18 protein-coding genes and 1 tRNA gene are annotated in these 26083 nt (G+C 60.6%); 5 read left to right on the top strand and 14 right to left on the bottom strand.

All coding sequences use genetic code 11. The features are described 5' to 3' along the window. Nucleotides 1–343: 343 nt before the first annotated feature. Nucleotides 344–1243 carry a fructokinase gene (gene mak / locus VFU66_RS14215; RefSeq protein ID WP_326446927.1) on the bottom strand — a complete coding sequence of 300 codons (900 nt, stop codon included), beginning with the start codon at nucleotides 1241–1243 and terminating at the stop codon, nucleotides 344–346. A gap of 139 nt (nucleotides 1244–1382) precedes the next feature. On the opposite strand from mak, the gene VFU66_RS14210 reads away from it, so the two are divergent. Continuing rightward, nucleotides 1383–1994, top strand: coding sequence for a hypothetical protein (locus VFU66_RS14210; protein ID WP_326446926.1), 612 nt, complete (start codon nucleotides 1383–1385; stop codon nucleotides 1992–1994). Nucleotides 1995–1996: 2 nt separating this feature from the next. Here VFU66_RS14210 and VFU66_RS14205 read toward each other — a convergent pair whose 3' ends face one another. From VFU66_RS14205 to meaB, 8 genes are all read right to left on the bottom strand, one after another. Continuing rightward, nucleotides 1997–3058: an Asd/ArgC dimerization domain-containing protein gene (locus VFU66_RS14205; RefSeq protein WP_326446925.1), complete on the bottom strand. Its 1062-nt coding sequence runs from the start codon at nucleotides 3056–3058 to the stop codon at nucleotides 1997–1999. Nucleotides 3059–3102: 44 nt separating this feature from the next. Further along, nucleotides 3103–3972 (bottom strand): CDP-diacylglycerol--serine O-phosphatidyltransferase, encoded by an 870-nt coding sequence (gene pssA / locus VFU66_RS14200; RefSeq protein ID WP_326446924.1) that lies wholly within the window; start codon nucleotides 3970–3972, stop codon nucleotides 3103–3105. Beyond that, nucleotides 3972–4616, bottom strand: a complete 645-nt coding sequence (locus VFU66_RS14195; protein ID WP_326446923.1) for a phosphatidylserine decarboxylase — start codon at nucleotides 4614–4616, stop codon at nucleotides 3972–3974. The genes pssA and VFU66_RS14195 overlap by 1 nt, the downstream gene beginning before the upstream one ends. A gap of 108 nt (nucleotides 4617–4724) precedes the next feature. Beyond that, the gene (locus VFU66_RS14190; protein ID WP_326446922.1) at nucleotides 4725–4955 is read right to left on the bottom strand and encodes a DUF465 domain-containing protein; all 231 of its coding nucleotides are present in this window, start codon (nucleotides 4953–4955) and stop codon (nucleotides 4725–4727) included. Nucleotides 4956–5097: 142 nt separating this feature from the next. After that, the gene (locus VFU66_RS14185) at nucleotides 5098–8562 is read right to left on the bottom strand and encodes an outer membrane beta-barrel protein (RefSeq protein ID WP_326446921.1); all 3465 of its coding nucleotides are present in this window, start codon (nucleotides 8560–8562) and stop codon (nucleotides 5098–5100) included. 359 nt (nucleotides 8563–8921) lie between these two features. Continuing rightward, entirely contained in the window at nucleotides 8922–9380 is a 459-nt protein-coding gene (locus VFU66_RS14180) for a GNAT family N-acetyltransferase (protein ID WP_326446920.1), read from the bottom strand. Then, nucleotides 9377–10018 (bottom strand): tRNA (adenosine(37)-N6)-threonylcarbamoyltransferase complex dimerization subunit type 1 TsaB, encoded by a 642-nt coding sequence (gene tsaB, locus VFU66_RS14175; protein ID WP_326446919.1) that lies wholly within the window; start codon nucleotides 10016–10018, stop codon nucleotides 9377–9379. The genes VFU66_RS14180 and tsaB overlap by 4 nt, the downstream gene beginning before the upstream one ends. Further along, nucleotides 10015–11313 (bottom strand): methylmalonyl Co-A mutase-associated GTPase MeaB, encoded by a 1299-nt coding sequence (meaB, locus tag VFU66_RS14170; protein ID WP_326446918.1) that lies wholly within the window; start codon nucleotides 11311–11313, stop codon nucleotides 10015–10017. The genes tsaB and meaB overlap by 4 nt, the downstream gene beginning before the upstream one ends. Before the next feature lie 139 nt (nucleotides 11314–11452). On the opposite strand from meaB, the gene VFU66_RS14165 reads away from it, so the two are divergent. Beyond that, nucleotides 11453–12877, top strand: a complete 1425-nt coding sequence (locus VFU66_RS14165; RefSeq protein WP_326446917.1) for an alpha-L-fucosidase — start codon at nucleotides 11453–11455, stop codon at nucleotides 12875–12877. 100 nt (nucleotides 12878–12977) lie between these two features. On the opposite strand, the gene VFU66_RS14160 is transcribed toward VFU66_RS14165, so the two are convergent. Then, nucleotides 12978–13973 (bottom strand): pectinesterase family protein, encoded by a 996-nt coding sequence (locus VFU66_RS14160; RefSeq protein WP_326446916.1) that lies wholly within the window; start codon nucleotides 13971–13973, stop codon nucleotides 12978–12980. A 211-nt stretch (nucleotides 13974–14184) separates the two neighbouring features. Between VFU66_RS14160 and VFU66_RS14155 the strand changes: the two genes are divergently transcribed. Together VFU66_RS14155 and VFU66_RS14150 are read left to right on the top strand one after the other, a co-directional pair. Then, complete coding sequence (locus VFU66_RS14155; RefSeq protein ID WP_326446915.1) at nucleotides 14185–15525, top strand: MFS transporter; 1341 nt, start codon at nucleotides 14185–14187, stop codon at nucleotides 15523–15525. Between the two features lie 52 nt (nucleotides 15526–15577). Next, nucleotides 15578–16354 carry a FadR/GntR family transcriptional regulator gene (locus tag VFU66_RS14150; RefSeq protein ID WP_326446914.1) on the top strand — a complete coding sequence of 259 codons (777 nt, stop codon included), beginning with the start codon at nucleotides 15578–15580 and terminating at the stop codon, nucleotides 16352–16354. A 143-nt stretch (nucleotides 16355–16497) separates the two neighbouring features. On the opposite strand, the gene VFU66_RS14145 is transcribed toward VFU66_RS14150, so the two are convergent. Genes VFU66_RS14145 through VFU66_RS14130 form a run of 4 tightly spaced genes read right to left on the bottom strand, consistent with a single transcriptional unit; the run spans nucleotide 16498 to nucleotide 25495 of the window. Then, complete coding sequence (locus tag VFU66_RS14145; protein WP_326446913.1) at nucleotides 16498–18288, bottom strand: AMP-dependent synthetase/ligase; 1791 nt, start codon at nucleotides 18286–18288, stop codon at nucleotides 16498–16500. 35 nt (nucleotides 18289–18323) lie between these two features. Then, nucleotides 18324–19013, bottom strand: coding sequence for a TetR/AcrR family transcriptional regulator (locus VFU66_RS14140; RefSeq protein WP_326446912.1), 690 nt, complete (start codon nucleotides 19011–19013; stop codon nucleotides 18324–18326). 42 nt (nucleotides 19014–19055) lie between these two features. After that, nucleotides 19056–23549: a UDP-forming cellulose synthase catalytic subunit gene (gene bcsA / locus VFU66_RS14135; RefSeq protein WP_326446911.1), complete on the bottom strand. Its 4494-nt coding sequence runs from the start codon at nucleotides 23547–23549 to the stop codon at nucleotides 19056–19058. After that, the gene (locus tag VFU66_RS14130; protein WP_326446910.1) at nucleotides 23546–25495 is read right to left on the bottom strand and encodes a cellulose synthase operon protein YhjQ/BcsQ; all 1950 of its coding nucleotides are present in this window, start codon (nucleotides 25493–25495) and stop codon (nucleotides 23546–23548) included. Before VFU66_RS14130 ends, bcsA begins: the two co-directional genes overlap by 4 nt. Before the next feature lie 298 nt (nucleotides 25496–25793). On the opposite strand from VFU66_RS14130, the gene VFU66_RS14125 reads away from it, so the two are divergent. Beyond that, nucleotides 25794–25869: transfer RNA gene (locus tag VFU66_RS14125), tRNA-Lys, on the top strand. Nucleotides 25870–26083: the final 214 nt, after the last annotated feature.

The following is a 26083-nucleotide window of genomic DNA, read 5'->3' as shown; positions in this document are numbered from 1 at the left end:
CGGCCAGATAGCTTGCGCATTGCCAGCTTGAACTATTAGGCCGTCTGTAGATGTGGACCTTGCCGCCGAGGATGGTGTGGTTCTCAGACATGCTCAGGCACCTCCTGAACTCCCCCAAAACTGCGAAAGTGTGGAAGAGTTGTGTAAGGATAGCGCTTGTTTTGAATGTCAGTCAACTACATGTATTTTCATTAGTTTAGCTGCTTGCGAGATTGTGTCTTAGACGATTTTGAGTCCGCTGCGTCTGCCAGTTCCGCCATCCCGGCTTGAGGTGATTGCGCTTACGCAGACACTGGATGCTTTCAGTATCGCATAGCATCGACGATCTGAGTCTCGGATTGGCTTACGTATTCGGCCAGAGCCAGGCCGCGCCTCGTACGCCGCTTGAGTCCCCATATTTTGCCTGTAGGATTGGCGTCGCCGCCTCTTTGCCGAAGACATATTCGGGCAGGCGTTTGGGCAGCGCCTTATACAGATGCTTTGTCTTCGACATGCCTCCGCCAAAGACGAGCACGTCGGGGTCGAGAATGTTGATTACATTCGCCAGGCCACGAGCCAGCCTGTCTACGAATCGGTCTACAGTGGCGGCGGCGGCGCTGTCTCCAGCCTCGAAGTCGGCGATGATGTCGCGTGCCGTGCGTTCTTTGCCGGTGACGTTCCTGTAGTCGAGCGCAACCCCTGTGCCGGAGACCCACATCTCCATGCATCCGCGCTTTCCACAGTAGCAGGCGGGGCCCGGAGTCTCCTCGGGCGTGGCCCACGGCAGGGGGTTATGCCCCCATTCACCGCCCACGCCATTTGGTCCCGCATGTACATGGCCGTCGATGGCCACTCCTCCGCCGCATCCTGTGCCCAGAATTACGCCGAACACGATATGTTTGCCTGCGGCTGCGCCGTCGGTTGCCTCCGAAACAGCCAGGCAGTTGGCATCGTTGGCTACGCGCACCTCCCGGCCAAGCGCGGTGGTCAGGTCATGGTGCAGAGGACGACCGTTCAACCAGGTCGAGTTTGAGTTCTTCACCAGGCCTGTTACCGACGAGATGCTTCCCGGTATGCCTGCACCGACCGACCCGACACTTCCTGCTTCTTTTTCAATCAGATGAACGAGACCGGTGATTGCCTTGATCGTTGCCTCGTAATCATCGCGCGGCGTGCTGATGCGGTGCCGCACCAACTCGTTGCCCTTTTGGTCGATAGCCAGCGCCTCAATCTTGGTCCCGCCAAGATCGATTCCAATGCGCATCTTCGGATTTTTCACCAGACTTCTGCCTGACACGTAAAATTCATCCATCCGTCAAAAGTTTCAAGTACAAAACCTGATTGCGTTACCACTTAAGCATCGCACAAAGAGAGGATGATTTCTCGGCTGTCCGGACAATTTGATGAAAGGCATGAACCTACAAGGCCATTGGTTGCAATGTCTGACCTTCATAGGTAGGATTGCCAGCGGTTTGGAAAGGAATGTCATGTCTCGTCTTGCTCTGTGCGTCGCGCTGCTGTGTCTGGCAATCAGCCCCTCTCTACAGGCCGTTCCTCAGGCTGGGGCCGCGCATCCGCCGTCGCCCATTGTGAGTGCCGCCGAAGCGGGAAAGATTCTGCCCGCGACTGTTTTCTTTCAGGGACAAAGCGCGTCCATTCAGGCGAGAAACTCCGCCGGTGTCCGCTTTGCGAAAGACAGCTTCATGTTGGTTGCGCTCGTTGACAGTTCCGGATACTCCAGCGAAGTGCAGCAGAAATATCAGGCGTACTTAATTACGGAAGAGCCTATCGAAGTCGGTGGCCATCGCCTTGCACCGGGGGCCTATGGCTGCGGCTTTATCAGTGGCAACCAATTCCTCGTCATGGATATTGGCGGCCACAGCCTCTTCACCATCGCCTCTACGCGAGACGCTGCACTGCATCGTCCGGTTCCGTTGCAAATTACTCCCGATAGCGACAGATACCGTCTTTACTTTGGCCGCAACTATGTCGAATTGACCGCGCCTGCGCGATAGCTTTACTGCACTTTGCCCAATGGACGCAGCCGTCGCAGCTCAACCGCGCAGGCAATCGCATTCAGCGCCGCCAGCCTCAGATTGTCGGCGGCCATCCAGAGCCAGAACCGCGTGTCCGGCCCATCTCCTCCGGATCCTCTGCTGACCTGCACCAGCATGTCTTCCCTGCCGGTCGCGCTCAGGTTGCTAGGCGCATCCTGGCCGTGCGCGACGACGCTGATGTGTTCGCCGACCAGTGCGGTTCGGATCTGCTCCTCCGTGACGGGGCTGGTGAAGTCGACCAGTACCGACATGACATAGCCGTGAAAGACTGGCGCTTGCAACACCTGTAACGCGAGTGGTGGCAGTGCTCCGGCTGACATGGCGACGTACTGGTCCCTAATGTGCTCTCCAGTCGCAGCAAGTTTGACCGATGCCGCGTCGCCCAGCTCTGCCAGCAGATTGAACGCTACCTGAGCGTCATATTGTTCACGCGGCAGTCCCTGGAACGAGAGCAAATTCACCGTTTGCTGATGCAGCTCATCCATCGCAAGCCGCCCATGCTCGGAGGCTGGCTCCATAACCATCGCGGCAACGCTGGACAGCGGCAGCTTCCCATGCAGGTGCGCTGTGGCCAACGCAATCATCACCGCCGCCGGATGCGCCGCGACAACCGCGTGCGTGTTCAGGTCCGGCTTCTTTTCTTTGTGCGTCGTCTTCTCCGCGTCTGCCAGCGCCCCGGCAACCCACGGCGACCGCACCAGAACGTCCTTCTTGCCCGCAAGCGCATAGGTCAGGTCCACAATGCTTGCACCTGCGCGACGTGCTTCCTGCCAGTGCTTCTTCGTTGTTGCGGTGTCGCCTGCAAAGAAGACGAAGTCCAACCGCTCGAATGCTGCGGCACCCAGTCGCTGAATGAACGAGACTTCGTCGCCGGTCGCGGTCATCTGGCCGACCGCTTCGTCGTCGTCGAGCAGTACGACGTCCGAGGCGGCGAGCAAGGATTCGCCCAGAGCGTCGGTCAGCTCTTTGCCCGCCAGCGACGAGGCCCCGACGATTCCAATCCGGTACATTTCGTTCGTCATGTCGATGACTCTCTCTTATGCGATTGAAGCGGCTGATTCCTGGTCTACTGTCCCGGTTGCGTCTCCGTGACGTGTCTCCTGCGGCTCCTGCTCCACGAATACGCCAGCCGCGCCAGCACGCCGGAGACCAGATAGACCATCGCCAGAATGATCAGCATGTAGCGGTGATAGAGCGCAATCAGCGCGCCGAAGACCGCAATGACCGCCACCAGTTGGAACGGGTGACGCTTGCCCGAGGTCATCTCCTTGGCGCTCCAGAACCGCCAGTTACTCACCATCAGGAAACTGGTGAAGCCAATCAGGCATATCCACACGCCTGCAATCCACGGATTGTCGATCGGCGATCCCTGCTGAAAATGGATGACGGATGCAATCACACCTGCACCTGCCGGAATTGGCATTCCCACGAAATACTTCTTTCCCGGACGTCCTGGGTTCCTCGGTTGCGGGTTGGTGCTGATGTTGAAGCGCGCCAGTCGACTGGCTCCGCAGATCAGGAAGATGAAACACACGAACACGCCCAGATGCATAATCTGGCCGCGAAGTGCGGCATTCGAGAGTGCGGGAATCATCCGAAAGCCCCAGATATACGCAAGCAGGCTTGGCGCAACGCCAAATGTGATGACATCGGCCAGCGAGTCCAGTTCCTTGCCGAAGGCGCTCGTTGTGTTCGTTGCCCGCGCGACAATGCCGTCAAGCCCGTCGAACAGTACCGCGATGCCGATGGCCAGCGCGGCGCGATCGAAGTACGAGGTGTCCGCCAGCGAGCCCTGCACGCTCTGCGTAATCGCATAGTAGCCCGCGGCCATGTTGCCCGCGGTAAACAGCGAGGGCAGCACATACATGCCGCGGCCGGGCTGTTGTCTTCTCGACTCCGCGCTCATCTCCATCTCGTCCAGCGTGCTTTCGTCCATCAAGCGACTCCGGTCAGATTGCCCTGTTCGGCCGGGATTACAGCGAGCACCGAAGATCCGCCACGCACGCGCGAACCTGTCTTCACCTTCAACTCAGCCTCTGCCGGCACGAGCACATCCACGCGCGAACCGAACTTGATGAGGCCAACTCTCTGGCCCCGCTCCACACGGTCGCCTACTTTCAGGTTGCACACAATCCGTCTCGCCAGCAGGCCCGCAATCTGCTTAAAGCTGACGTCGTAGCCGCCGGCATCGATCGTCACCAACGTCTGCTCATTGTTCAGCACCGACTGCGGCTTCATGGCATTCATAAACTCGCCCTTGCGGAACTCGCACACCTTCACAACACCGCTTACTGGTGAGCGGTTCACATGCACATCGAAGACATTAAGAAAGATGCTGATGCGTAGGCGGCTGCCGCCTGTCGTCTCAATCCACTCGGCCTCCGTCACCAGGCCGTCGCCGGGAGAGACAATCTGCCCCGCCCCCTGTGGGATTGTCCGCTCAGGATCACGGAAAAACCACAGGAAAAATGCGGCCAGCAAAATTGGTAGTGCCACCAGAAACGCGGGCATGTGTAGATACCAGAGCACAGCCGCGACCACCCCAAGCCCCAAGGCGTAAAAGATTCCATCTCGAACCATAAGTACTCGATTATAAAGCCTCAAAGCCTTATTCGGCGCGCAGGTCATGCCGAGGGCGCACCCTCCCTTCGGGCCCTTCCCGACCCCACCCGCCCGAGTCCCGCCGCATCACCCTTGTGGGAAAGGCACCCCCAAATGCCTGAGCCGCTCCATCTCATCCTTCAGGCTCAATTTCAGTTTCTTGAGCCGCACCTCTTCCATCTTCTCCGCCTCGGTCAGGTAGACCTTGGCACGCAGCGTCTCCAGCCTGCGGTCGTACAGACTGTGTTCCTGCATCAGTTGATGGATCGAGGGAAGCGACGAGGGCTGTGGAAGCTCCGTAAACCTGGCGGTCTGCATCAAGTGCACCTCCATTGTTCGGACGTACATCGCAACGATGGCAAAACGTTAACACACACCGCACAAGACTTGCAAAGTGGATAACTCGGGTCAAATGTCACAAAAAGTTGAGGCCCCCGCACAACCAAAGGGCCTCATCCTGTCAGAAGGCCACCCGGACGCCAAGCTGGATGGTCCTGGGCAGATTTGCCTGCGACGTAATCGTTCCAAACGCGGAGCTGGTTGGCGACAGGTTCGGCGCGCTGAAGCTTGGATGGTTCAGCGCATTGAAGAAGTCTGCCCGCAACTGCGCATTCACCCTTTCGGTAATCCGATTGTTTTTGATCAGCGACATATCCAACGCCACGATGCCGTCCTGCCGCGCGTGAGCGACTTGCGTCGGGAGCGTGCGGATGTGTGTTCCCGTCACCGGCTGGTCGCCGCTCACCCGGTCGAACTGCGTCACGTCGAACGCGCCGTCTGGAGCATGTGGATTCACACGCAGGTTATTCAGGCTCGTTCCTTTGTAGATGACGTCGCCCCATGACAGCGGCGCGCCCTGCGGCTGATATGTGAAGATGCTCGTCAAATTCCAGCCGCTTGCCAGGTATCCGGCAACCGGAACGCCAACCCGGTAGCGCCTTCCCTGCCCAAACGGCAGTTCCCACGTCCCCGAAGCCACCAGATGCTGCGGCCGGTCATCGGACGAGATTCTCTTTTCCGGGGCCGAATCCTGCGGATTAAGATAGGCCACGCGCTCCAGTCGCTTGGACCACTCGTAGTTCACCAGGAACCGCACCCCGCCTGACATCCGCTTCTCCACCCGTGCCTCCAGCGCATGGAAGAGCGAGTTGCCCGCCGGGAAGCCCGACATCATCACGGAGGTAAACTGCGGATAAGTCATCAGCAACTGTTGCCGGGTTGTTGTCGAGCCGTTCATCGCAGAGTTCGCAATGCCCTTGAACGGATTGGCAACGTTGGCCGTCAGGTTCGCATACACAGCAGGATTGCGGGACTGTCCCACGTTCAGATATTGGGCCGGAACATAATCGATATTGCGGCTGACGCCGACATGCACTCCATGCTCACCAACGTAGCCCACCTCAAACAGAACTCCAGCGAGCAACTGCTGTTGAAAATCCAGGTTCCACCGCTCCGCATAGTCGTTCAGCACCTTGCTCGGATAAAAGCTCACGGCCTGACCCAGATTCGTCTGAAGTCCAAGTGAACCTCCAGGCGGCAGAATCAGCCCCGTGGGGAACGGATCAGAGAGCGTGCCGTTCGGAGTGAGGTATCCGTCGAGCGAAGCTTGCAACTGTGTGGTCTGGTTGAAGCCAGTAGCAATCGGGTCCATCCTGCCCACGCTGTTATTGAAGATGCCAAAGCCTCCGCGAAGCGACATCGTCGTCACCCGGCTATATGCGAAACCGATGCGCGGACTGAAGTTCGTCGCCGTCGTCTGATACATGCCCCGATGGTTCGCGCTGGCAAAGACGAGTCCTCCGGTTAGCGGCGAAGGAAAGTTGACGCCTGAAACTGGATTCGCGGCAAAGTTTTCCTGAGCCTGGGCGTTGATCGGATTGGTCGCCGAAGCGTCAAACCCGATAACGCCTTCATTATTCCGTTCCGTCGTCGGCAAGTCGCGCTCATACCTTAGGCCAAGATTCAGCGTCAGGTTCTTTAGCAGCCGGTAGTTGTCCTGCACAAAAAACGCATAGTATTTGGCCTGTGAAATCTGCTTCCCGTTGATATCGAAGCTCCCCGCCGTCGGCAGCCCCAGCAGCATCGAAGCAAATTCCTGCCCAATCGTCGCTGCTCCGGAGTTGTCGAACGGTCCGTTTGTCCAACCCTGGCCCTTATTCAAACTGAACTGGTACAGTCCCGACGAGTTGCCATAGCGGAAGCTGTACTCCTTGCTCAACCGCAGGTCGGCGCCAAACGACAGGCTGTGCTTGCCCATCGTGTGGCTCACCATGCTGAAGTACTGAAAGCTGTCATACGGGATGTAATCGCCCTTCGAGTAGCCGAAGTCCACGAACTTCGTTCCACTCGTCACCGGGAAGCCTGGCGTCGTGGAAGCAGCCGCCAGCGCGGGCGGAAAGCCGAGCTTCGAGAAGTCGAAGCTCGCCGCCAGCGGGCGCGACTCTGTATTTCGGGACCAGTTGAACCGGTTCTCCCAGATCGTATTCGCGCTGAACATGTGGATCTCGTCGAGCGTTGCTCCCCAGTTTGGCTGAATCAACACACTGCCGGTTGCAATGTTGTTGAAAGCATTGTTGGCCTGGTGGTAGCGGTCGTTGTGCCGGAATGCAAAGTACGCCTTGTCCTTTTCGCTCACGTTCGCATCGATGCGGCCCATCTCGCTGTCGAACTTGTCCGTACTGTTGCCCGGATAAAAGTAGTTCGATTCGCCGTCCGGTTTGCCTGCCGGAATGTTCGGCTCGGCAAAGTAGCTCGCCAGATTCATGCCCACCTGATTCAGTCGCTGCTGCGGAATGATGTTTCCCGGAAACGCCTTGCGCTGTATGCGGCCATTGCTCCCCTTCACGCCAGTCGCCGGATCGTAGATGACGTAGCCCAGCGGCAGCAGGGCCGAAAAGTCGCCCTTCCGCTCAGCGTCCGTCGGCACCGTCAGAATGCTTGGCGAAGGTGTGTTGTCAGAGATTCCTTCATACGCGAAGAACAGGAACAACTTGTTCCGTGCGTCGTACACATGCGGAATTGAGAGCGGCATCCCGATGGTCCCGCCCCACTGATTGAACCGCGTCACTGACTTTCTTTTCGGCGTTCCGGCCACATGTTTGTTGAAGTACGGCGTATCGTTCAACGCGGACACCTGTAGAAACTCATACAGCGACCCGTGATACTCGTTGGTTCCCGAGCGCGTCACGTGGTTGATCGTCCCTCCGCTCGTATGCCCATACGCCGCGTCTGCCTGGAACGTCTCGACCTTGACCTCCTGCATTGCATCCATCGGAGGACTGAACGCCAGCGTGCCATCGGCCCCGCCGTCCGGCGAGCCGTCAATCAGAATCTCGTTCTTCTTCGACGCTCCGCCTCCCAGCGAAATGCTCGACGGCCCGCTGTTGTCGAACGGGTGGTTGAACTGCGGATTGCCAGTCGAAAGCGCACCATACGCCAGTTGCGCCAGAATCATCGGAGTTCTGCCATTCACCGGCATGTTCTCAATGTCTTCTTGATCGAGCACCTGCCCCGTCGAGGCCATCGAAGTGTCCAGCATCGTGTTATCGGCCGAGACCGTTACCATCTCCGTGCGTGTCCCCACGGCCATCGTCATATCCACCCGAACGTGCTCGTTTGCGGCGACCAGCACGTTCTGATGGACCGTGCTCTTGAACCCCGCTGCCGTCGCCGTAACGCGATAGGTTCCCGGCGCCAGAAATGGAATCGTGTATTGGCCATCGCTGCTCGACACCGCCGAGTAGTTGGCACCCGTAGCGGTGTCGGTCGCCGTCAGGTGCGCGGCCGGAACTACGGCGCCATCGGCATCGGTGACGAGCCCGCTCAACGTTCCGCGCGAGACCTGCGCCTCTAAAACTGTTGTCGCTAACCCCAGCACAAACAGGCAAAGAAGCAGCGTAGGAAAGATCCGGCGTGACCAAAGCATATGCGTCTCCTCGAAGGGAAAAGCATCTTCCGGGGTCACCATAGACGTCAAGAAAGTTTTGCCTGTTTCTAAAAATAATTGGCAAATACTAAAAACAAATCGTATAAATAACCATAAATCAACGTTCCGACGATGCTACAAATTTTGAGTCTCCGACTCTTCTGTCCCGCTATTCGGAAAGGTCCCACCGTGGGCTAACGAGACTGAGTGAGAACTCTTCAACTTGATTGTTTTCATTAAGGGTGCGGGTTTACCCGTGTCTCAAGTGCCACATTTCAGTTGGGGCTTTAGACCCTGATGGATGCCTTCCGCAAATTACGCGAGTTCTCGCCCAATCTCTAAGGCCAGCCGCCCCGCCTTCATGACCCACTCATCCGAAGCCTCATCAGCACAGCGTCGTCTTCCGGTTCACGATAATACCGTCGTCTGACTCCCACTCGCTCGAACCCCAGCGATTCATAGAGCGCCATTGCTCCTACGCTCGCCGCCCGTACCTCCAGCTCCACGGCAGACGCACCCTGCTTTCTGCACCAGGCGACCACAGCCATGCAAAGGGCCTTGCCCACACCTGCCCTGCGTGACCCCGGTCGAACCGCAACGCTCTCCAGTTCTCCAATACCCGCGACGGCCTTGCCGACAGCAAAACCTGCCAGTTCATCCGCAGTCTCGGCAACGAACAAGCACCGGCGAACTCCGCTACCGGTCACGATCTCAGCGTAGTCTGGCGTCGTCCAGTGCGGAGCCTCTGCGACCGAACGCTCCAGTGCGATCACCGATGGGAGATCGTCGACCACAGCTGCTCGCACGCGCAGGTTCACCGCGCCTGGCCCTCCATCTTTGCCTTAGCTAAGATTTCGAGATCGGTCTGCCGCAGATAATTGGCGTCTGCCACGGCAACATCGTCAAACTCTCCGACCCGTACACGCTCCAGAGCGAGCGGCAGCACCGTCTCAGCCAGAGGCTCGTCGACCAGCTTCACCCGCAACCCCGCCAGCGCCTCGGCGACTTTCAATTCGCACACAGTGACTTCGCCGCTCCCAACCGCCGCTCGCAGTGCGTCACGCGAAAGCAGCGTCTCGCGTAACATCCTTTGGCCGGCATATTCTCCGAAGTAGAACTCGCCGCGCCCCGCATCGAGCGCGGAGTAGCCCGTTTCACCAGCCAGCAGAGCCAGCCGCGAGACCGCAATCAGAGGCACCTCGCCCGCCCCGCATAAACCCTTCGCCGCGCTAAGTCCGACCCGCACTCCAGTGAACGATCCTGGCCCATGCACTACGACCACTGCCTTCAGTTCGCGCAGTCCCCATCCGGCAGTCTCCATCAACCTACGCACCGCAGACACCAGATGCTCCGACGAACTTCGCCCCGGCAAAACTTCTGACGCGACCACGCCTGCCTCCGTAGCCAAAGCGACACTGCCCTCCGCGCCTGCTGTATGAATCAGCAAAAATCTCATCCAGCCTCGCCCTCGCCCACAATCTCTAGCAATACGCCGCCCGTGCTCATCGGATGTACGAAAAAATATCGATGACCACCGACTCCAACCAGCACTGCATCGCTCGCCAGTCGAATGCCCTTGGCCTTCAGCCGTGTAAACATCGCATCCACGTCAGGCACCCCCACGGCGATATGATGCAGCCCCTCGCCACGCCTTTCGATAAACCGTCCAATCACCGAGCCGGCTTCGGTCGCCTCCAGCAGCTCAATCCGCGTCTCGCCCAGCGGCAGCATCGCCGTCCTCACCTTTTCATGCTCGACGGTCTCCTCATGCACCACCGTAAGCCCGAGTGCCTCATAGAACCCCCGCGCAGCCTCGATGTTGCGCACAGCCACTCCCAGATGGTCGAGCTTCACCCCGTACGGTGTTCGCTTCCGTTCCGGCTTCTGTTCAACGCCGAGTCGCACAGCCGCCATCAACTCCGACACGCCTCCCTCACTTAGAGAATTGTCATCCTGAGCGAAGGCGGCGCTTTTGCCGCCGAAGTCGAAGGACCTGCGGTTTCCTCTCTGCTCTGCACACCGCAGCACCGCAGCCATCAACTCCGCCACGCCTTCGCCCGTTGTTGCGACCGTCCGCACAACAGGAGGCACCCACCCGCCACGTTCTGCTGCCAGTCCCTGCATGGCAACAATCCCTGACTCGACCGCCTCCGCGCCGCCGCTGTCACTCTTATTTACCGCGAAGACATCAGCCGCCTCCATCAGCCCAGCCTTCAGGCTCTGCACCTCGTCGCCCATGCCCGGTGCCAGCACCACGACCGTCACGTCGGCCAGGCCCACAATCTCGACCTCATCCTGCCCCGCGCCGACGGTCTCAATCAGAATCACGTCGCGTCCCGCCGCCTCCATCACGCTGCAAACATTCGCCGCCGCGCGCGCCACACCGCCAATCGCCCCACGCGAAGCCATGCTGCGAATAAAGACGCCATCATCTCCGGCAAATCCCTGCATCCGAATCCGGTCGCCCAGCAGCGCCCCGCCTGTAAATGGGCTTGAAGGATCGACTGCAATCACGCCCACCGTCTTGCCTTCCGAGCGCAACAGCCGGACCATCTGGTCCACGAGCGTGCTCTTCCCTGCTCCCGGAGGCCCGGTCACGCCCACCCGTAGCGCCTTCCGCGATGCGCGGCAGCCCGCCAGCAACTCCGCTGCTCTCGGCAGGCCGTCTTCCACGATCGAAACCGCACGCGCCAGCGTCCGCACATCGCCGGCACGCAGCCGCTCGATCATCGCCTGAATCTCATCGCCCACACGAGCGATGATACCGCGTGCCCGGCACGACTCCGCAATCCGCGCAGCAGCACTCAGAGGGCTCGCACATTTATTTCACCTACAACATATATTTTTCACATACAATGAATCCGCCGTCACTTCAACTCAAGGAATGCCCGTGAAACGAACTCTTCTCTCCGCTGCACTTCTCGCCATCATGTCTGCGCTCTGCTTCGCGCAGCAGCCCGCACCGCCACCCGCACACCCAGTCCCATCCATTCAGGACACCGAGACCGCCGCCCAGCGTGACGCACGCATGGCCTGGTGGCGCGACGCGCGATTCGGCATGTTCATCCACTGGGGCCTCTACTCCATCCCGGCAGGCACGTGGAACGGCCAGCGTTACCAGCACATCGGCGAGTGGATCATGAACGACGCCTCCATCCCTGTTGCGCAGTACAAGGCGCTGGCGTCGCAGTTCAATCCCACCGGCTTCAGCGCGCACGACATCGTCGCTCTCGCCAAATCAGCGGGCATGAAGTACATCGTCATCACGGCCAAGCATCACGACGGCTTCGCCATGTTCGACTCAAAGGCTGACCCGTTCAACATCGTCGATGCCACACCGTTCCACCGCGACCCGCTCCGTGAACTCGCCGAGGAGTGCCGCAAGCAGGGCATGAAGCTCGGCTTCTACTACTCGCAGGCACAGGATTGGACCTATCCCGGCGGAGCCGCAGCCGTGCGCGGCACCCACGACCCCAAGACCGGCCACTGGGACAAGGCACAGGACGGCAGCTTCGACGAGTATCTCCATAAGAAAGCCATCCCTCAGATTGAAGAGCTGCTCAACAACTACGGCGACTTCCCTGTTGTCGTCTGGTTCGACACACCCAGAGAGATGACGCCCGAACGCGCCGCAGAGATCGTCAAGGTGCTCAACAAACACCCCAACCTCATCTGGAACAACCGGCTCGGCGGCGGCTATAAGGGCGACACCGAGACGCCAGAGCAGTACATTCCCGCGCAGGGCTTCCCTGGCCGCGATTGGGAATCCTGCATGACCATCAACAACACCTGGGGCTACAAATCCTGGGACACCAACTTCAAGTCCACCGAGACCCTGCTGCGCAACCTCATCGACATCGCCAGCAAGGGCGGCAACTATCTGCTGAACATCGGACCCGACTCGCACGGCATCGTGCCCGCGCCCGAGGTCGAGCGACTGCACCAGATGGGTCAGTGGCTCGATGTCAACGGCGAAGCGATCTACGGCACCAAAGCCACGCTCTTCGACGTCCCCACCGGCACCTTCAGCACCACCGAGAAGGACAAGCGCGGCAACTTCAAGTTCACGCCCACCTGGAACTGGCGCTCCACCACCGGTCCGGACAAACTCTACATCGAGATCTTCGCGTGGCCCACTAACGGCGTCTTCCATCTCGACAAGCTGCCGCGCAAAGTCGCCGGCGCGTACCTGCTGGCCGACAAGTCCCACAAGCCGCTCAAGCTCACACCCAACGGAGAAGGTCTCGACATCACGCTACCATCGAAAGCACTCGACCCCATCGCCACTGTGCTGGTTCTCAACACACCCAGCTAACCTCACTCAGTGAGCCACTACTGAACGGGTGCCCATCCATGCCGCAGTTTCATCGCGGCATGGGTGGGCGTAAACCCTTTCCGAGTCAGGCGGCTTATCCCTACCGAACCGCTTCAGGATTCCACCCATCGCTTCCAGCCAGGTACACCCGCGTCTCATACTTCTTCGCTTCTTCAGCCGTAAGCTGCTTCGCATAAGGCTCTCGCGCCTTCGCATTCGCACCCGGCCCGGTCGAGTTGAACTCGGCATAGGTAGCCATAGGCAGCCGAGGCGCAGGCGCACTCTTCCAGTCCGACCATCCCTCTGGCACAATATGCGAGCCCATCCACGTATTCAGATAAATGACTGTCGCGTAGTCTCGCCACGGACGTCCCAGATACACCTTGCCCGCTCCCTCATCCGCCGTCAGCCTGCAATGGTTGAAGACATATCCGGCATCCTGTCCCGGCCTCGTGTTGCTCTCGGCCGTCACGTACCCGCCCGCCGGATGCGCAATACTGCGAATCTCACAGTTCTCAAACACAGCCTTCGCGTCGCCGAAGATGAAGTCCACGTGCCCTTCGATGTAGCAATCGTCGTAAAACTGCCGCGAAACCTTGCAATCAATGCCGCCTTTCATGCATCCCTCACTCGCCGCGTACAGCGTGTCCTGCGCGCCCAGCAGCCGCACATGCCGGAAGACAGCGCGGTCGCCCCGCACCGAAACCGCCACTGCCTGCGAGGGCACATCGGTCGTCTTGCTGTAGTCATTCGCAATCGTCATATTCGTAGCCAGAAAGTCTGTCCCGGTGACAAACAGCGTAGCCGAGCAGCCAGTCCCGCAGGTCGAAGCCGCGCTGTTTCCGTAGACCAACTCCACCTTTGCCGGGTCCTTCGTCTCGCCACGAAATTCAATCTTCGGCTTATCCACATGCACGACCTCGCGATAGACACCGGGAGCAATCCGAATCACCGCACCCGTCTCCGGCGCAGCATTCACCGCGGCCTGGATCGTCGTAAAGTCCGCGCCCTTCGCCCCAACCATGATCGTCTTCATCTGCGCGCCGGCCACTCCGGCGGCCAGCAACAGCCCAACGCCCACAAGTCGCATCGTCATCTCTCCCTGAAACTATTTCGTAGGACCACTTCAGCCCACGATACCCCATCTCTCATTTCGTGGACGAATCTGTCCTTGGGCCGCTCCTGCTTGACATACCTACATCAACAACGGCTATCCTCATCCTCGACACCAATTCACCAGCACGTCACCCTTCAGGGACCGGCACGCCGCTGGTCAGACCAGATCTCGCACACGGAGTATCCGCTTCATGCCAACCAATACCGCCAATCTGTCTGACCAGGGCTTCACCGCTACGGCCCCCGGCAAGTCCAATATCCGTTGGTTCGTCTGCTTCCTGCTCTTCCTTGCCACGACGATCAACTACATGGACCGCTCGGTCCTCTCGCTCATCGAGCCTCTGCTGCACCTGCCCTTCATGGGCTGGATTCCCGGCCTCGACGCCGCACACCAGATTCACTACGACCTGAACTACGGCCGCATCGTCATCTGTTTCCAGATCGCCTACGCCATCGGCTTCCTCTTCGCCGGGCGCGTCATCGACAAGCTCGGCACCAAGACCGGCTACGCGCTCGCCATCCTCATCTGGGGATGCGCCTCCATCAGCCACTCTCTTGTCGCCAGCGTCATCGGATTCTGCATCGCACGCGTCTTCCTCGGCCTCGGTGAATCCGGCAACTTCCCCGCCGCCATCAAGGCCGTCACCGAGTGGTTCCCCTCCGACGAGCGCGCACTCGCCAACGGCCTCTTCAACTCCGGCACCAACGCCTCGTTCTTCATCGCGCCCATTCTGATCGCCGCCGTCACCGCCAAATGGGGATGGCACGCCGCCTTCATCTGCACCGGCTCCATGGGACTCATCTGGTGCGTCATCTGGCTGATCTTCCCCTACAATCGGCTGCGCCGCGGCGCGACACTCACGCAGGCCGCGCTCGAGCCCGTCACCAAAGACAAACCCGTCTATTCGGTCCTCGTCCGCCATCGCGGCTTCTGGGCCTTCTGCATCGCCAAAGGCTTCACCGACCCCATCTGGTGGTTCTATCTCTTCTATCTGCCCAAGTTTCTCAACGACAAATACGGCATGGGCCTCGATCAGGCCAAATATCCTCTCATCATCATCTACACCGCCGCTACGATCGGCTCTATCGCCGGCGGATGGCTCTCCGGCTTCCGCATGAAGCACGGCGCCACGGTCAACGCCGGTCGCAAATTCGCACTGCTCGTCACCGCGCTCTGTGTGCTGCCCATCATGTTCGTGCCGCACATGCACGTGCTCTTCCCGAACAACGCCTGGCCGGCCATCGGACTCTTCTGCCTGGCCACTGCCGCGCACCAGGGTTGGTCGGCCAACATCTTCGCCACGCCAACCGACATGTTCCCCTCCACCAGCGTCAGCACCGTCGTCGGTTTGGGCGGTGCGGCAGGTGCGGCAGGCGGAGCCTTCTTCACATGGCTCGTCTCGCACTTCTTCTCGCTGCACCCGCTCATCATCTTCACGCTTGCGGCATTCGCCTACGTCGTGTCGCTCGCCATCTTCCAGGTGCTCGTGCCCCGGCTGGGCGCGCCGCAGCCTGCACCCGAGGTTGCTTAACTATCCACCGTGTTACTCTTCTTTCACTTAGGTGCAAGGAGTTTTTTCCAGCGTGAAAAAAGACGCTAAAGAGACACACAAGAACATCCACGACGAGACCACCAGCCACAGCCAGCTCACTATGCAGGTGGTCGAATACGTCCGCTCGCTGATCGCGCGCGGCGAGGTGAAGCCCGGCGACCGCCTGCCGCCCGAGCGCGACCTCGCCCGCCAGCTCAAGATCAGCCGCTCCAGCCTGCGCGCTGGCATCGGCTTCCTCTCGGCCATGGGCGTGCTCAAAAGCCGCCACGGAGCGGGCACGTTTGTCTCCAGCGGTCCACCTGCGCTTGACTCCAGCTCGCTCTCCGTCCTCGGCGCGCTGCACGGCTTCCTGCCCTGGCAGATGTTCGAGGCGCGGCTGGTGCTCGAATCGAACGTTGCCGCGCTGGCCGCCGAACGCGCAACTGGCGAACACGTCGCCGAACTTGCCGAAGAGGTTGCTGAGATGTACGCCGCGCTCGCTGACCCGCGCGAGTACCTCATCCACGATGTACGCTTCCACCGCACCGTCGCCCGCGCCGCAGGCAACCCCATCCTCGCCGCGCTGATGGAGACCATCACCGCCAACCTCTACGACTACCGCTCCAAGACCGTCCACAACGCGCAGGACCTCAAGGAGTCGGCCGAGATGCACCGTGAGATCTATCGTGCCATCCGCTCACACAACCCCACCCAAGCCCGCCACGCCATGGAGCAGCACCTCAACCTCGCCCGCTCCGCCCAGGCCGCCGAGGGCAATCTGAGCCCGTACCCCACCCCGGCCGCCGCGGAAGATGAGCATTCCGATTAAATATGGAGGCCAAGAGCCTCTTCCAATTCAGGCCGAAGCGGGATCCGCTGTCATTCCCGGCTTGTCAGCTTTCCCGATTTGTTGTCATTCCCGAATCTGCGTTTCGCACCGGGTGGCCCGAACTACAGTTTTAGGAAAAACGCCTAGCCTCGAGCGGCCGTAGCTTCGTCGGCGTAAAGCTCGGCGATTTCGCCGGCATGTCGCGTCTCCACGACACGCCGCTTCAACTTCATGCTCGGTGTCAGCGTCCCATCTTCCACAGACCATTCATCGGGCACCAGCCGCACCCGCTTGATCGACTCAAAGTTCGCCAGCCCGGCGTTCACCTTGTCCACAATCTCCTGATACGCCTTCTCCACGCGCGCATCCTTCACGAGCGCCGCACGGTCAGCCACAGCCACGCCATGAGTCTTTGCCCAACCCTCCAGCGCGGCGAAGTTCGGCGAGATCAGCACGCACAGGAACTTGTGTTTGTCCCCCACAAGGGCCGCCTGCCCAACCAGCACATTGGCCTTCAGCTTGTTCTCAATCGGCTGCGGAGCAATCATCTTGCCGCCGCTCGTCTTCAGCAGCTCCTTCTTCCGGTCGGTGATGGAGATGAACCCGTCGGCATCCACATGCCCGATGTCGCCCGTCTTGAACCAGCCATCGGGCGTAAAGACCTCCGCCGTCGCCTCAGGCTTCTTCCAGTATCCAGTAAACACCGAGGGGCCTTTGACCTCCAGTTCGCCATCCTCTGCAAACCGGCACTCGACGTTCGGCATTGCCCTGCCTACCGTGCCGATTCTGTGAGCCTCCGGATAGTTCAGCGCGATCACAGGCGAGGTCTCCGTCAGTCCATAACCCTCAAATATCCGAATCCCCGCATCGGCAAACCACCCTGCCGTGTCCATGCCCAGCGGAGCGCCGCCTGAGATGAAGACATCCACGCGCCCGCCAAACGCCTCTCGTATCTTCGAGAACACCAGCTTGCCCGCGAGCTTCACACCGAGTCCCGAAGGGACCTTTCCCGCTAACGTCTCGGCCCTGTGCTTCTTTCCCGTCGCCAGCGCCCAGCTCAACATCCGCGACTTCACAGGCGACGCAGCCGACTTCGCCTCCACCGCCTGCCGGATCTTCTCATACACGCGCGGCACGGCAACAAAGATGGTCGGCCGGATTATCTTCATCGCCGCAGGCAGCAGGTCAAACTTCGGACAGTACGCCAGCCGCGTTCCGTAGCACATCAGCGCGTAGTCCAGATGCCGCGCCGTCACATGCGAGAGCGGCAGAAACGAGATGCAACTATCTGTGTCGTCGAACCCAAGCGGATCGGTCGTCACATTGATATTGCTCGCCAGATTGCCATGCGTCAGCATCACGCCCTTCGGCTCGCCCGTCGTTCCCGAAGTGTAGATGATCGTCGCCAGATCATCGGGGCGCGCCGTCTTCGCCATTGCATCGAACTGCTCATCCGGCTGCTGCTTCGCGCCTGCCGAAGCCATGAGCGCGGCAAAACTCTCCGCGCCGGAAGACTCTCCAGCGTCCATCACCACCACATGCTCCAGCTCAGGCAATTCACCCGCGGCCACGACCTTCTCGTACAGCTCCTTCGACGAGACCACCACGGCCTTCGCGCCCGAATCGCGCAGCATATATCCCATCTGCTCCGGCGTCAGCGTCGGATACAGCGGCACGTCCACCGCGCCAATCGCCAGCACAGCAAAATCCACCACCGGCCACTCCCACCGGTTCTCCGAGACCAGCGCGACGCGATCGCCCTTCTTGATGCCCCAGCTCTGCAACACGTCCGCCAGCGCACGTATCCGGCCATACAGTTCAGCCGAAGTGATGGGCTTCCACTCGCCCGCAGCGTCCTGCCACAACATCACCGCTCGATTGCCCCGTCCGGTTACGCGAACAAGAACGTCGTTCATCGTCTTCAGATCGAACATGCTGGCTTCAACCCTTCTCGCCACTGCGGCGACCCTTACTTTCCTTCGTGCCCGATCCCGCGCATCAGAATGTCCATCACCTGCGTTGCGGTTGTCTTCGCATCATAGACGCGGCCTGTAAAGACGGCTGAACTCAAAAGCTCATCGATGGCCCCGAACATGCAATGCGCTACTACGCCATCGGAGACATCCTGCCGGAAGACCCCCTCGTGCTGCCCGCGCCGGACTACCTCCCTGACCACCTGAATGTACTTCACCAGGTGATGGTGCGAAAACTCGGCGATAAACTTCGCGCTCTGCCGCATCTCCGTCGCCATCAGCACGGCCATGCTGCGGTTAACGGTATGACTGGAAAGATGAACCTCGGCAATAAACTCCAGTTGCTCGCGCGGTCCGCTCAGCGTCTTGAACCGTTCTTCAACAATGTTGTAAAACCGCTGGAACGTTGCGTCGATCGCCGTCCGCAGCACATCGTCCTTGCTTTTGAAGTAGAGATAGATGGTGCCGTCGGCCACTCCCGCGCGCTTGGCAATGGCGCTCACCGGCGAGTTGAAGTATCCATTCTCGGCGATAACTTCAATCGCCGCGTCCAGAATCCTCTGGTACTTTTCATTGCCCGGGCCAGAGGATGAAGCCTCCGTGTCGCCTGCCGCTGTCGTCGTTCTGCGTTTCAGTTCGGGCCTCGCATCGGAAATGTCCGATGTCGTAACTCTAATGAAACGCAACCTGCTTTGCCAAGAATCGATTGCACTTTATGCTGCCCCGCTTCATCCTTTGCTTCCCGCATCAAGACGCGCGCGGGCGCGGCGGCGCAGCACGGCACGGGCAAGGATGGCAAGGAGGATGCAGCACAGCGCAATGACGGCAGCCATCGCCCACGGGTATCTGGCGAAGAAGATATTGATTCGCACCCAGACCGAAAGTGACCCCACACCATAGACAACGTTGCCGATACGATACGAAGCAAAGCGAGTGCCATGCAGCACACTGACCGTCTGTGAAATATCAGAGGACTGCGCCGAATTGAAAAAGGATGTAACGAACGCTGGAACCTCTGAGGTATCACGCAGCACAATTAACACAGCCGAGTGGCCGGAGCGATTAGGCCACTGCGTTGCCTCGATCAACGCATCGGGCAGACCGCCCGAGGTCTCAAGCTGGCCGGACTGAACACGGTCGGAGCTGCGCACCTTCCACCACGCATGTTGAAACTGTGAGAAGAAGCCCTGCGTGTCCTGAATATGAAGCCCGCTGCCGTCGGCCATAATCGGCAGCGACGGATTGAGACGGGAGATCGCCGTCTGATCGTCTACCGTTCCGAGGACAAGGTAGTCTTTGGCTCCAGGTGTCATGCCGCCTGCGTTGGTCACAGTGACATTCAGCACAGGGTAGCCGGTCTGAGCGCCGAAGTGTCCCATCAACGCGAGGTACAGATCGATCTCTTCCGTGCTCGGTGTATCGGGCAGAACGACGGCGGTATCGGCAAGGTCCGCCTTGCGCGTGAAGGGATAGCCTGCGTTGGCAAAGATCTCCAGATTGGGCAGCACTGCCCAGTGCGGAATACCGCGCAGGTCGAGCCACGAGTCTTTGAGGATCGCACCTTCAAAAGCAGGCGAGGCAGAGTCTTCGCAGCGCGCGCTCTCCGCAGCATGAAACGCAAACTTCATCCGCAGCGTATTGGAAAACGGGCGCATGTCGGCGACCGGCACCGGAACCAGGGCCTCAGGCTGCGCTTCCGCTTTGCCTGCATGCGGCAGAGGCGTGGCGCTGACAAAGTTGCCGTTCATACTGACCTGGAGCGTGCTTCCCTCACCGAGCGGGACTGCGTTGTACCGGTACCGAAGATGCAGTCCAAGATCCTGCATCGTGCCGTAGTAAAGATCAGGCGGCAGCCGCATATAGAGCGTGACAGGCTCAATGCCGTCGCTCTGCAACTCAGCGGGCTGCGCCAGATTGCCCATCGGGATCACGTTGTCCGTGCGAAGCCACCGGGGTGCATCGTCAGGTTGACGCGCAGCCGGCATCGTCAGCGACTTGATGCTGACCCGTTCGCCTTGTAGCAAATCGCGCTGCAACGCGAGAGCACGGGCCGCAGTCAGCAGCTCGACCGAACTGCCGCCCGCGAGGAGCAGGACTTTGCCGTAGGGATCGGAGGGGTTCGTCATCATGGCAATCACTGAGCCCGTGCTGCCCGAAAGTTGCAAGGCAGGCGGAAGCGCGGAAGCATTCTCGCTGAACACGATGACGTTGCCTGCTGGAATAGTGCCGATGGTGACGGGAAAGCGAACAGGATGCGTTGCCGCAAAAATACCGAACCACGAAGCAACGATGCCCGCCGCCTGGAGCGCCTGCGGCGAAGGCTGGCTGAGAAAGACAATAGGGACGGTAGGATGAAGATCGACCTGCGCGTCATAGAACGGAAGCGGCAGCAGTCGAAGATCGTTCTGGAGCGGCTGTAGAGCACCGGCGAACTCGATGGAGGAAGCTGCATCAATATGGCTCCAGAGCGTCGAGTTGGCAGGGTCTTCGCAGTTCGCCTTGTAGTGGCCGACGAACTCGAAGGTGAGATCGTTATCGCGCGAGAGAAGCTCCGCAGGCAGCGTAACCGCAGCTTCAAGCAGCGGGCTCGCCTCCGTGCGAAGTGCATCTGCCGCGCTGTCGCCCGTTGGGCTTTCGAGCGGAACATCCACACGCTGCTCAGTCACAACAGGCGCTGGCGCAACGGTAAGCGTCGTCACCAGCGTTCCGTTCAGGCTGATATTGAGGTGGCTGACCGTAGGGACAAGACCCGGCGAGAAGTGATAGTGCAGCTTCAGCGTCGCTGTCTTGACCATCTGCGTCGGAGGCAGTGAGAAGTGAACGATGCGGTGCGCGTCCGTGCCGCGAAGCACCATCGCGCCAGCCACGCCGAGATCGGCGAACGAAACCGTGCGGTCGAACGTGCCCGGAGAAGGATTCATTGATGATGCGGTTGGCATCTGCTCAGACGCGGGCGTGGCCTGCGCTCGCAACGCTCCAGTTGCCAACGCTCCAATCAGGAGCAGCGGAACGATGTTCGCAGCGAGACCAGGTTTGGGAGTTCTGGAAAAGAGAGCGCCAACCGTCTGCGTAAGGCCTCGAAGCGAGAGCCGGACAATGCACGAGAGGCTCTTGAGCGGGCGGTCGGACTCACGCGACTCTCCCCAGCCGAGCCAGGTGTCGGCGCGGGAGTAAAGCGCAAGCGTAAGCGCCTCTTCCTCCCGCAGGCCGAGCGGAGCAAACTTCGCGCGCAGAAGATCGCCATCGACGCCGACGATGGTCGCGGGAAACTCCGCGCTTCCACTGAGCACCGGCAGCGTAATTCGAATCTCATTGCCGGAAGACGCCTTGAACTTGTGTTCCATGCGGACCATGACGCCGCCCATCGACAGATCGGACGTGACGCCGTGAACGGAGCTGCCGTTCGGAAGCCTGACCTCGGCCGGAAGATTCACGGCAATGCGAACGCTCTTGCGCTGCTGGCGGCTCTCCCACGCGACAGCCGTAGCCACGCCCAGAAGGATGATATTGAAGCACGCCCAGAGAAGGTTCATCACAATGGTGCCCGGATGATGGCCGTCGTACATGCCGGCAAGCAAGGTCAGCGTCCAGTGTCCGCTTGACGCCGGAAACTGCCAGAAGCGCGGAACGGCGCAGAGAATGCCGACCGCGTTGAAGGCAAGCAGCAGCAGGAATGGCGCTGCGATGCGCGCGTCGAAGAAGCGGCGCGGGATGGTTCCGCCCTTGACCGTAACGTTGAAGCGTCCGAGCTTTGGACTGATAAGCGTGAACAACGTGGGCAGCAGAAGGTAGGGTGCAAGCACCGTCTCGTAGACCTCGTTCCAGAACGAGTGCCGGTGCTGACCCTGAATGCGAGAGTTGGTCAGGTTGGAAAGAACAAGGTGCGGAAGCGCATACGCGAGAATCGCGGCCCAATAGCCGGGGATATTGATGTGTCCGAAGATCAGGTAGATGAGTGGAGCGGTGAGGAAGACGAGTCGCGGCAGCGCGTAGAGAAAGTGCGACATCGCGTTGAAGTAGCAGAGGCGCTGCGCGGTGGTGAGGCCGGGCGAGAAGAACGGGTTGTCCGTGCGGAGTACCTGAACCATACCGCGCGCCCAGCGAATGCGCTGGCGAACATGACCGCTGAGCCGCTCAGGAGCCAGGCCCGCGGCCTGCGGAATGTTGATGTAGGCGCTGTTCCAGCCGCGCATCTGCATCCGCAGCGAGGTGTGCGCGTCTTCGGTTACGGTCTCGACTGCCATCCCGCCCACCTGGTCGAGCGCCGTGCGACGAATGACGGCACACGATCCGCAAAAGAAGGCCGCATTCCAGAAGTCGTTGCCGTTCTGCACCACGCCGTAAAAAAGTTCGCCTTCGTTGGGCACGGTGCGGAACTGTCCGAGGTTGCGCTCGAAGGGATCCGGCGAATAGTAGTGCTGCGGCGTTTGCAGCATTCCGAGCTTTTCGTCACGCAGGAACCAGCCCATCGAAAGTTGCAGGAAGCTTCGCGTCGGAATGTGGTCGCAGTCGAAGATGGCGACGAAGGGCGAGTCGATGCGGGCGAGCGCGCGGTTGATGTTGCCCGCCTTGGCGTGTAGATTGTCATCGCGCGTCATGTAGCCGATGCCGGTCTCTTCGGCGAATTTGCGAAACTCGTCGCGGCGTCCGTCATCGAGAAGGTAGATGTTGAGCTTGCCGATGGGCCAGTCGATGTTCATCGCGGCCAGCGCCGTCTGCCGGACAACGCTGAGCGGCTCGTTATACGTGGTGATGAGCAGATCAACAGCAGGCCACTGAGCCGGATCGTCCGGCAGCGGCGCGGGCGTTCGGCGCAGAGGCCAGAGAGTTTGAAAGTAGCCGAGCACCAGGACGGAGGCCGCGTAAGTCTCGGCAGCGAGCAGCAGGCAGACGAAGAAGGCGTCGAGTCCGTTCCAGTTGGAGCCGGGATCACGGAAAAAACCGACCGTGGTGGCGAGTCTCCAGAGGCCGTAGCGGAAGGTGGAGAAGACGGAGACCAGCATCAGGGTCAGCGTAATGAGCGACGAGTTTGAGCTGCGGTCCAGCCAGATGACAAACAGAACCGAGAGCAGGCCGAGAACGGTCTGCTGCGGCCAGGTGAGCGGAAGCGTGGCTGCAAAGCAGAGCAGCGCGATGCTCGACACGCAGACAAGAAAGCGCAGAGTTTTGAAACCAAATCCGCCGCCTGACTCAAACCTTCTCCATTGAGGAGAGTCGGTCATCGCTCGCTCCAGCGAACGTTGCGGAAGCCGGCGGTCGCGGGCGCGGCGATGGTGCGCAGCCAGGTGGCAAGGTTCATGTAGTCCTCGGCAACCGGGGTGTCGGGCGCGTAATCGACCACGGTCATGCCTTCGGCAAGCGCCTCGCTGACGGCCGGGGCGCGGCGGATGACGAAGGGCAGCAGGCGGTCTCCAAGCTGGCGTCGAAGGACCTCGCGCACGTCGAGGTGAAGCGGCAGTGAGGTGTCGAACTGGTTGAGCACGAAGTAGGGCTGCAGCGGGCGTCCATCGTAGCCGGTGATGCCGTGGAAGTATCGCTCGACAGCCTGAAGGCTGATGATCGAGTTCATGTCCGGGGCCAGCGGCACCAGGATGGTCGGCTCCATGCGCGCGAGGCGGCGGACGAGCCAGCCGGAGTTGGCGGTGAGATCGAGCAGGATGCGGTGCGTGCCTCGGCTGTTGGTGACGATCTCATCGGCCAGTTGCTGCTGCGCGGCCTCGTCGCTTCCCTTCTGCTCGACGTCGTGGCTGACGAGGTAGATGGGGGCGTCGGTGCTGCCGGAGGGCGGCGAGAAGGTGCGCACGGTGTCCGGGCGAAGCTCGCTGGCACCGAAGTAGAACGGCAGCAGGCCGTGCGAGGTGGTATCGGTCAGGAGCACCTTTTCGCCGAGCGACGAGAGCGCGCGTCCCACGGTGGCGACCATGCTCGTCTTGCCGACTCCGCCGGCGAGCGAGAAGATCGCGAGCACGGGGGTGCGGGTCTCTTTCTGGCGGACGGGCGCGGCCTCGGGCAGTTCCTGCCCCGGCTGCTCGAAGACGCCCTTGAGGGCAAACCAGCGGGAGGCGACCCGCTCGCGCGAGTGCTGGAGCGTTTCGGCTACGGAGGGCTGCGCCGGTGGAGGCGGCGACGGCTTGGGGCGAGGCGGCAGTTGCTGCTGCGGCGGCGCGTAGAGCCACGCGGGACCTGCGGGATCGGCAGCGTAGGGCGAGCGCGGTGGCGAGGCATAGGAGCTGTCGGGCTCGAAGGCCGCGCGGCGGATGGGCTCTTTGAGCGGAGTGGCTTCCTTGTACTCGAAGTCGTCCTGCGCACGGCGTCCCCGCGGAGGCGCTGAGGGCTGTTCGGGCAGCTCGGAGTCCGGTGGGACGCGGCCGGCGTCGAACATCTGACGTCGTGTGGGCGTCGCGGCTGTCTGCTGAGCGAGCAGATCGTCGCGGCGGGCGGCAAAACCGGGATCGGCGGTCACGGGCGGATCCGGACGGACTGGGCGACGCTGGCCTGCGGGTGCGGGCGGCTCCTTGTAGATGACGGCGGAGGGCCGCTCCGCGTAGAAGGTTTCGGATGCAAGATGCGCTGCGGGTTGTGAACGCCGGTCGCGCTCCGCGTGTACGCTGGCATCTCCAACACCTGTCACATCGTCTGATCCGCGGTAGATCTCGCGCACTCCGGAGGCGTCTTCCGGGTGGTAGCCCTGCGGGCGGCGCTGGGCGCGATACTCCTCGGGCGCGGCTTCGGGCGCGCGGTCGCTGGCGCGTCGAGAGCGGTTGGGGCGCACTTCTTCGAGCGAGGGCATGGGCTGGCGCGACTCGTGGCTGCGTATCTCGGCGTCGGCGTTGCGGCTTGCTTGCCGCTGGGCCGATTCATGCGCTTCGGCGATCTCGCGTTCTTCGCGGCGAGCTGCTTCAGCGGGAGCGACGGGGCTGATCAGAGGAGCGCGGCGGACTGGCGCATCGGCTGCCTCGGGCTCCGGCGCGGCTTGTTCAGGCAGATGCCCAGCGGCGCGCTGCTTGAGCTGCGCGCGGTACTCGCGGCGCGAGTCGGAGAAATCACGGTACTTGGTGCCGTGCAGATTGGCCCAGGAATAGAGGACGGCTACGTCTTCGGGGGCCTGTTCGCCGGTACCGCCTTCTGCTCTGTCTTCAATCTTGCCTGTGTCCTGCGAGTCCTTCATTTCAGGTCCTGTCCGTTCCGTTGCCGTGTGCTTTTCCGCGTGGATGCACCCTGGGCGGACACACGTCGAGACACCGCCGTGCAATAGCCTCAGGCTACTGTTGGCGTTATCTCAAGTCAATGAACCGGCGGTGCGACTTTCGTGTCACCGGCGTGCGACGGAGCAGGGAGAAAAGCAGAGAAATGCAGGAGATTGCCTGGTCTCGAACGAAGCGCCGAGCGTGAGGCAGATGGGCGTCTCAGCCGTCCTGCGGGGCGGGAAATGGACAGGCGATTGTGCTAACTTGGTAGTGTGGTTCGAGAGCGTAGCTCAGTTGGTAGAGCATCGCCCTTTTAAGGCGTTGGTCCTGGGTTCGAGCCCCAGCGCTCTCACCATCTTTCCCTCTTCGCAGGTACCCCTCCCCCCATATCTTAATTGCTAAAATCCTTCAAACAAAGGGGTTATGGGTAAAATACTTTGAACAAAGGGGTTATGGGTAAAGTGTTTTAAATAAATGGGTTATGGGTTGGATTTTTCCGGCCTTTGGGTGTGTGGTGGAGGACTCTCTACTTCTATTGTAGCGGGGTGAGGGAAACTCGACCGCCAGGT

The sequence above is a fragment of the Edaphobacter sp. genome, from assembly GCF_035763405.1.
GTDB lineage: Bacteria > Acidobacteriota > Terriglobia > Terriglobales > Acidobacteriaceae > Edaphobacter.
The sequence above is the reverse complement of the archived record's forward strand: the minus strand, read 5'-3'. Positions and strand labels throughout refer to the sequence as shown.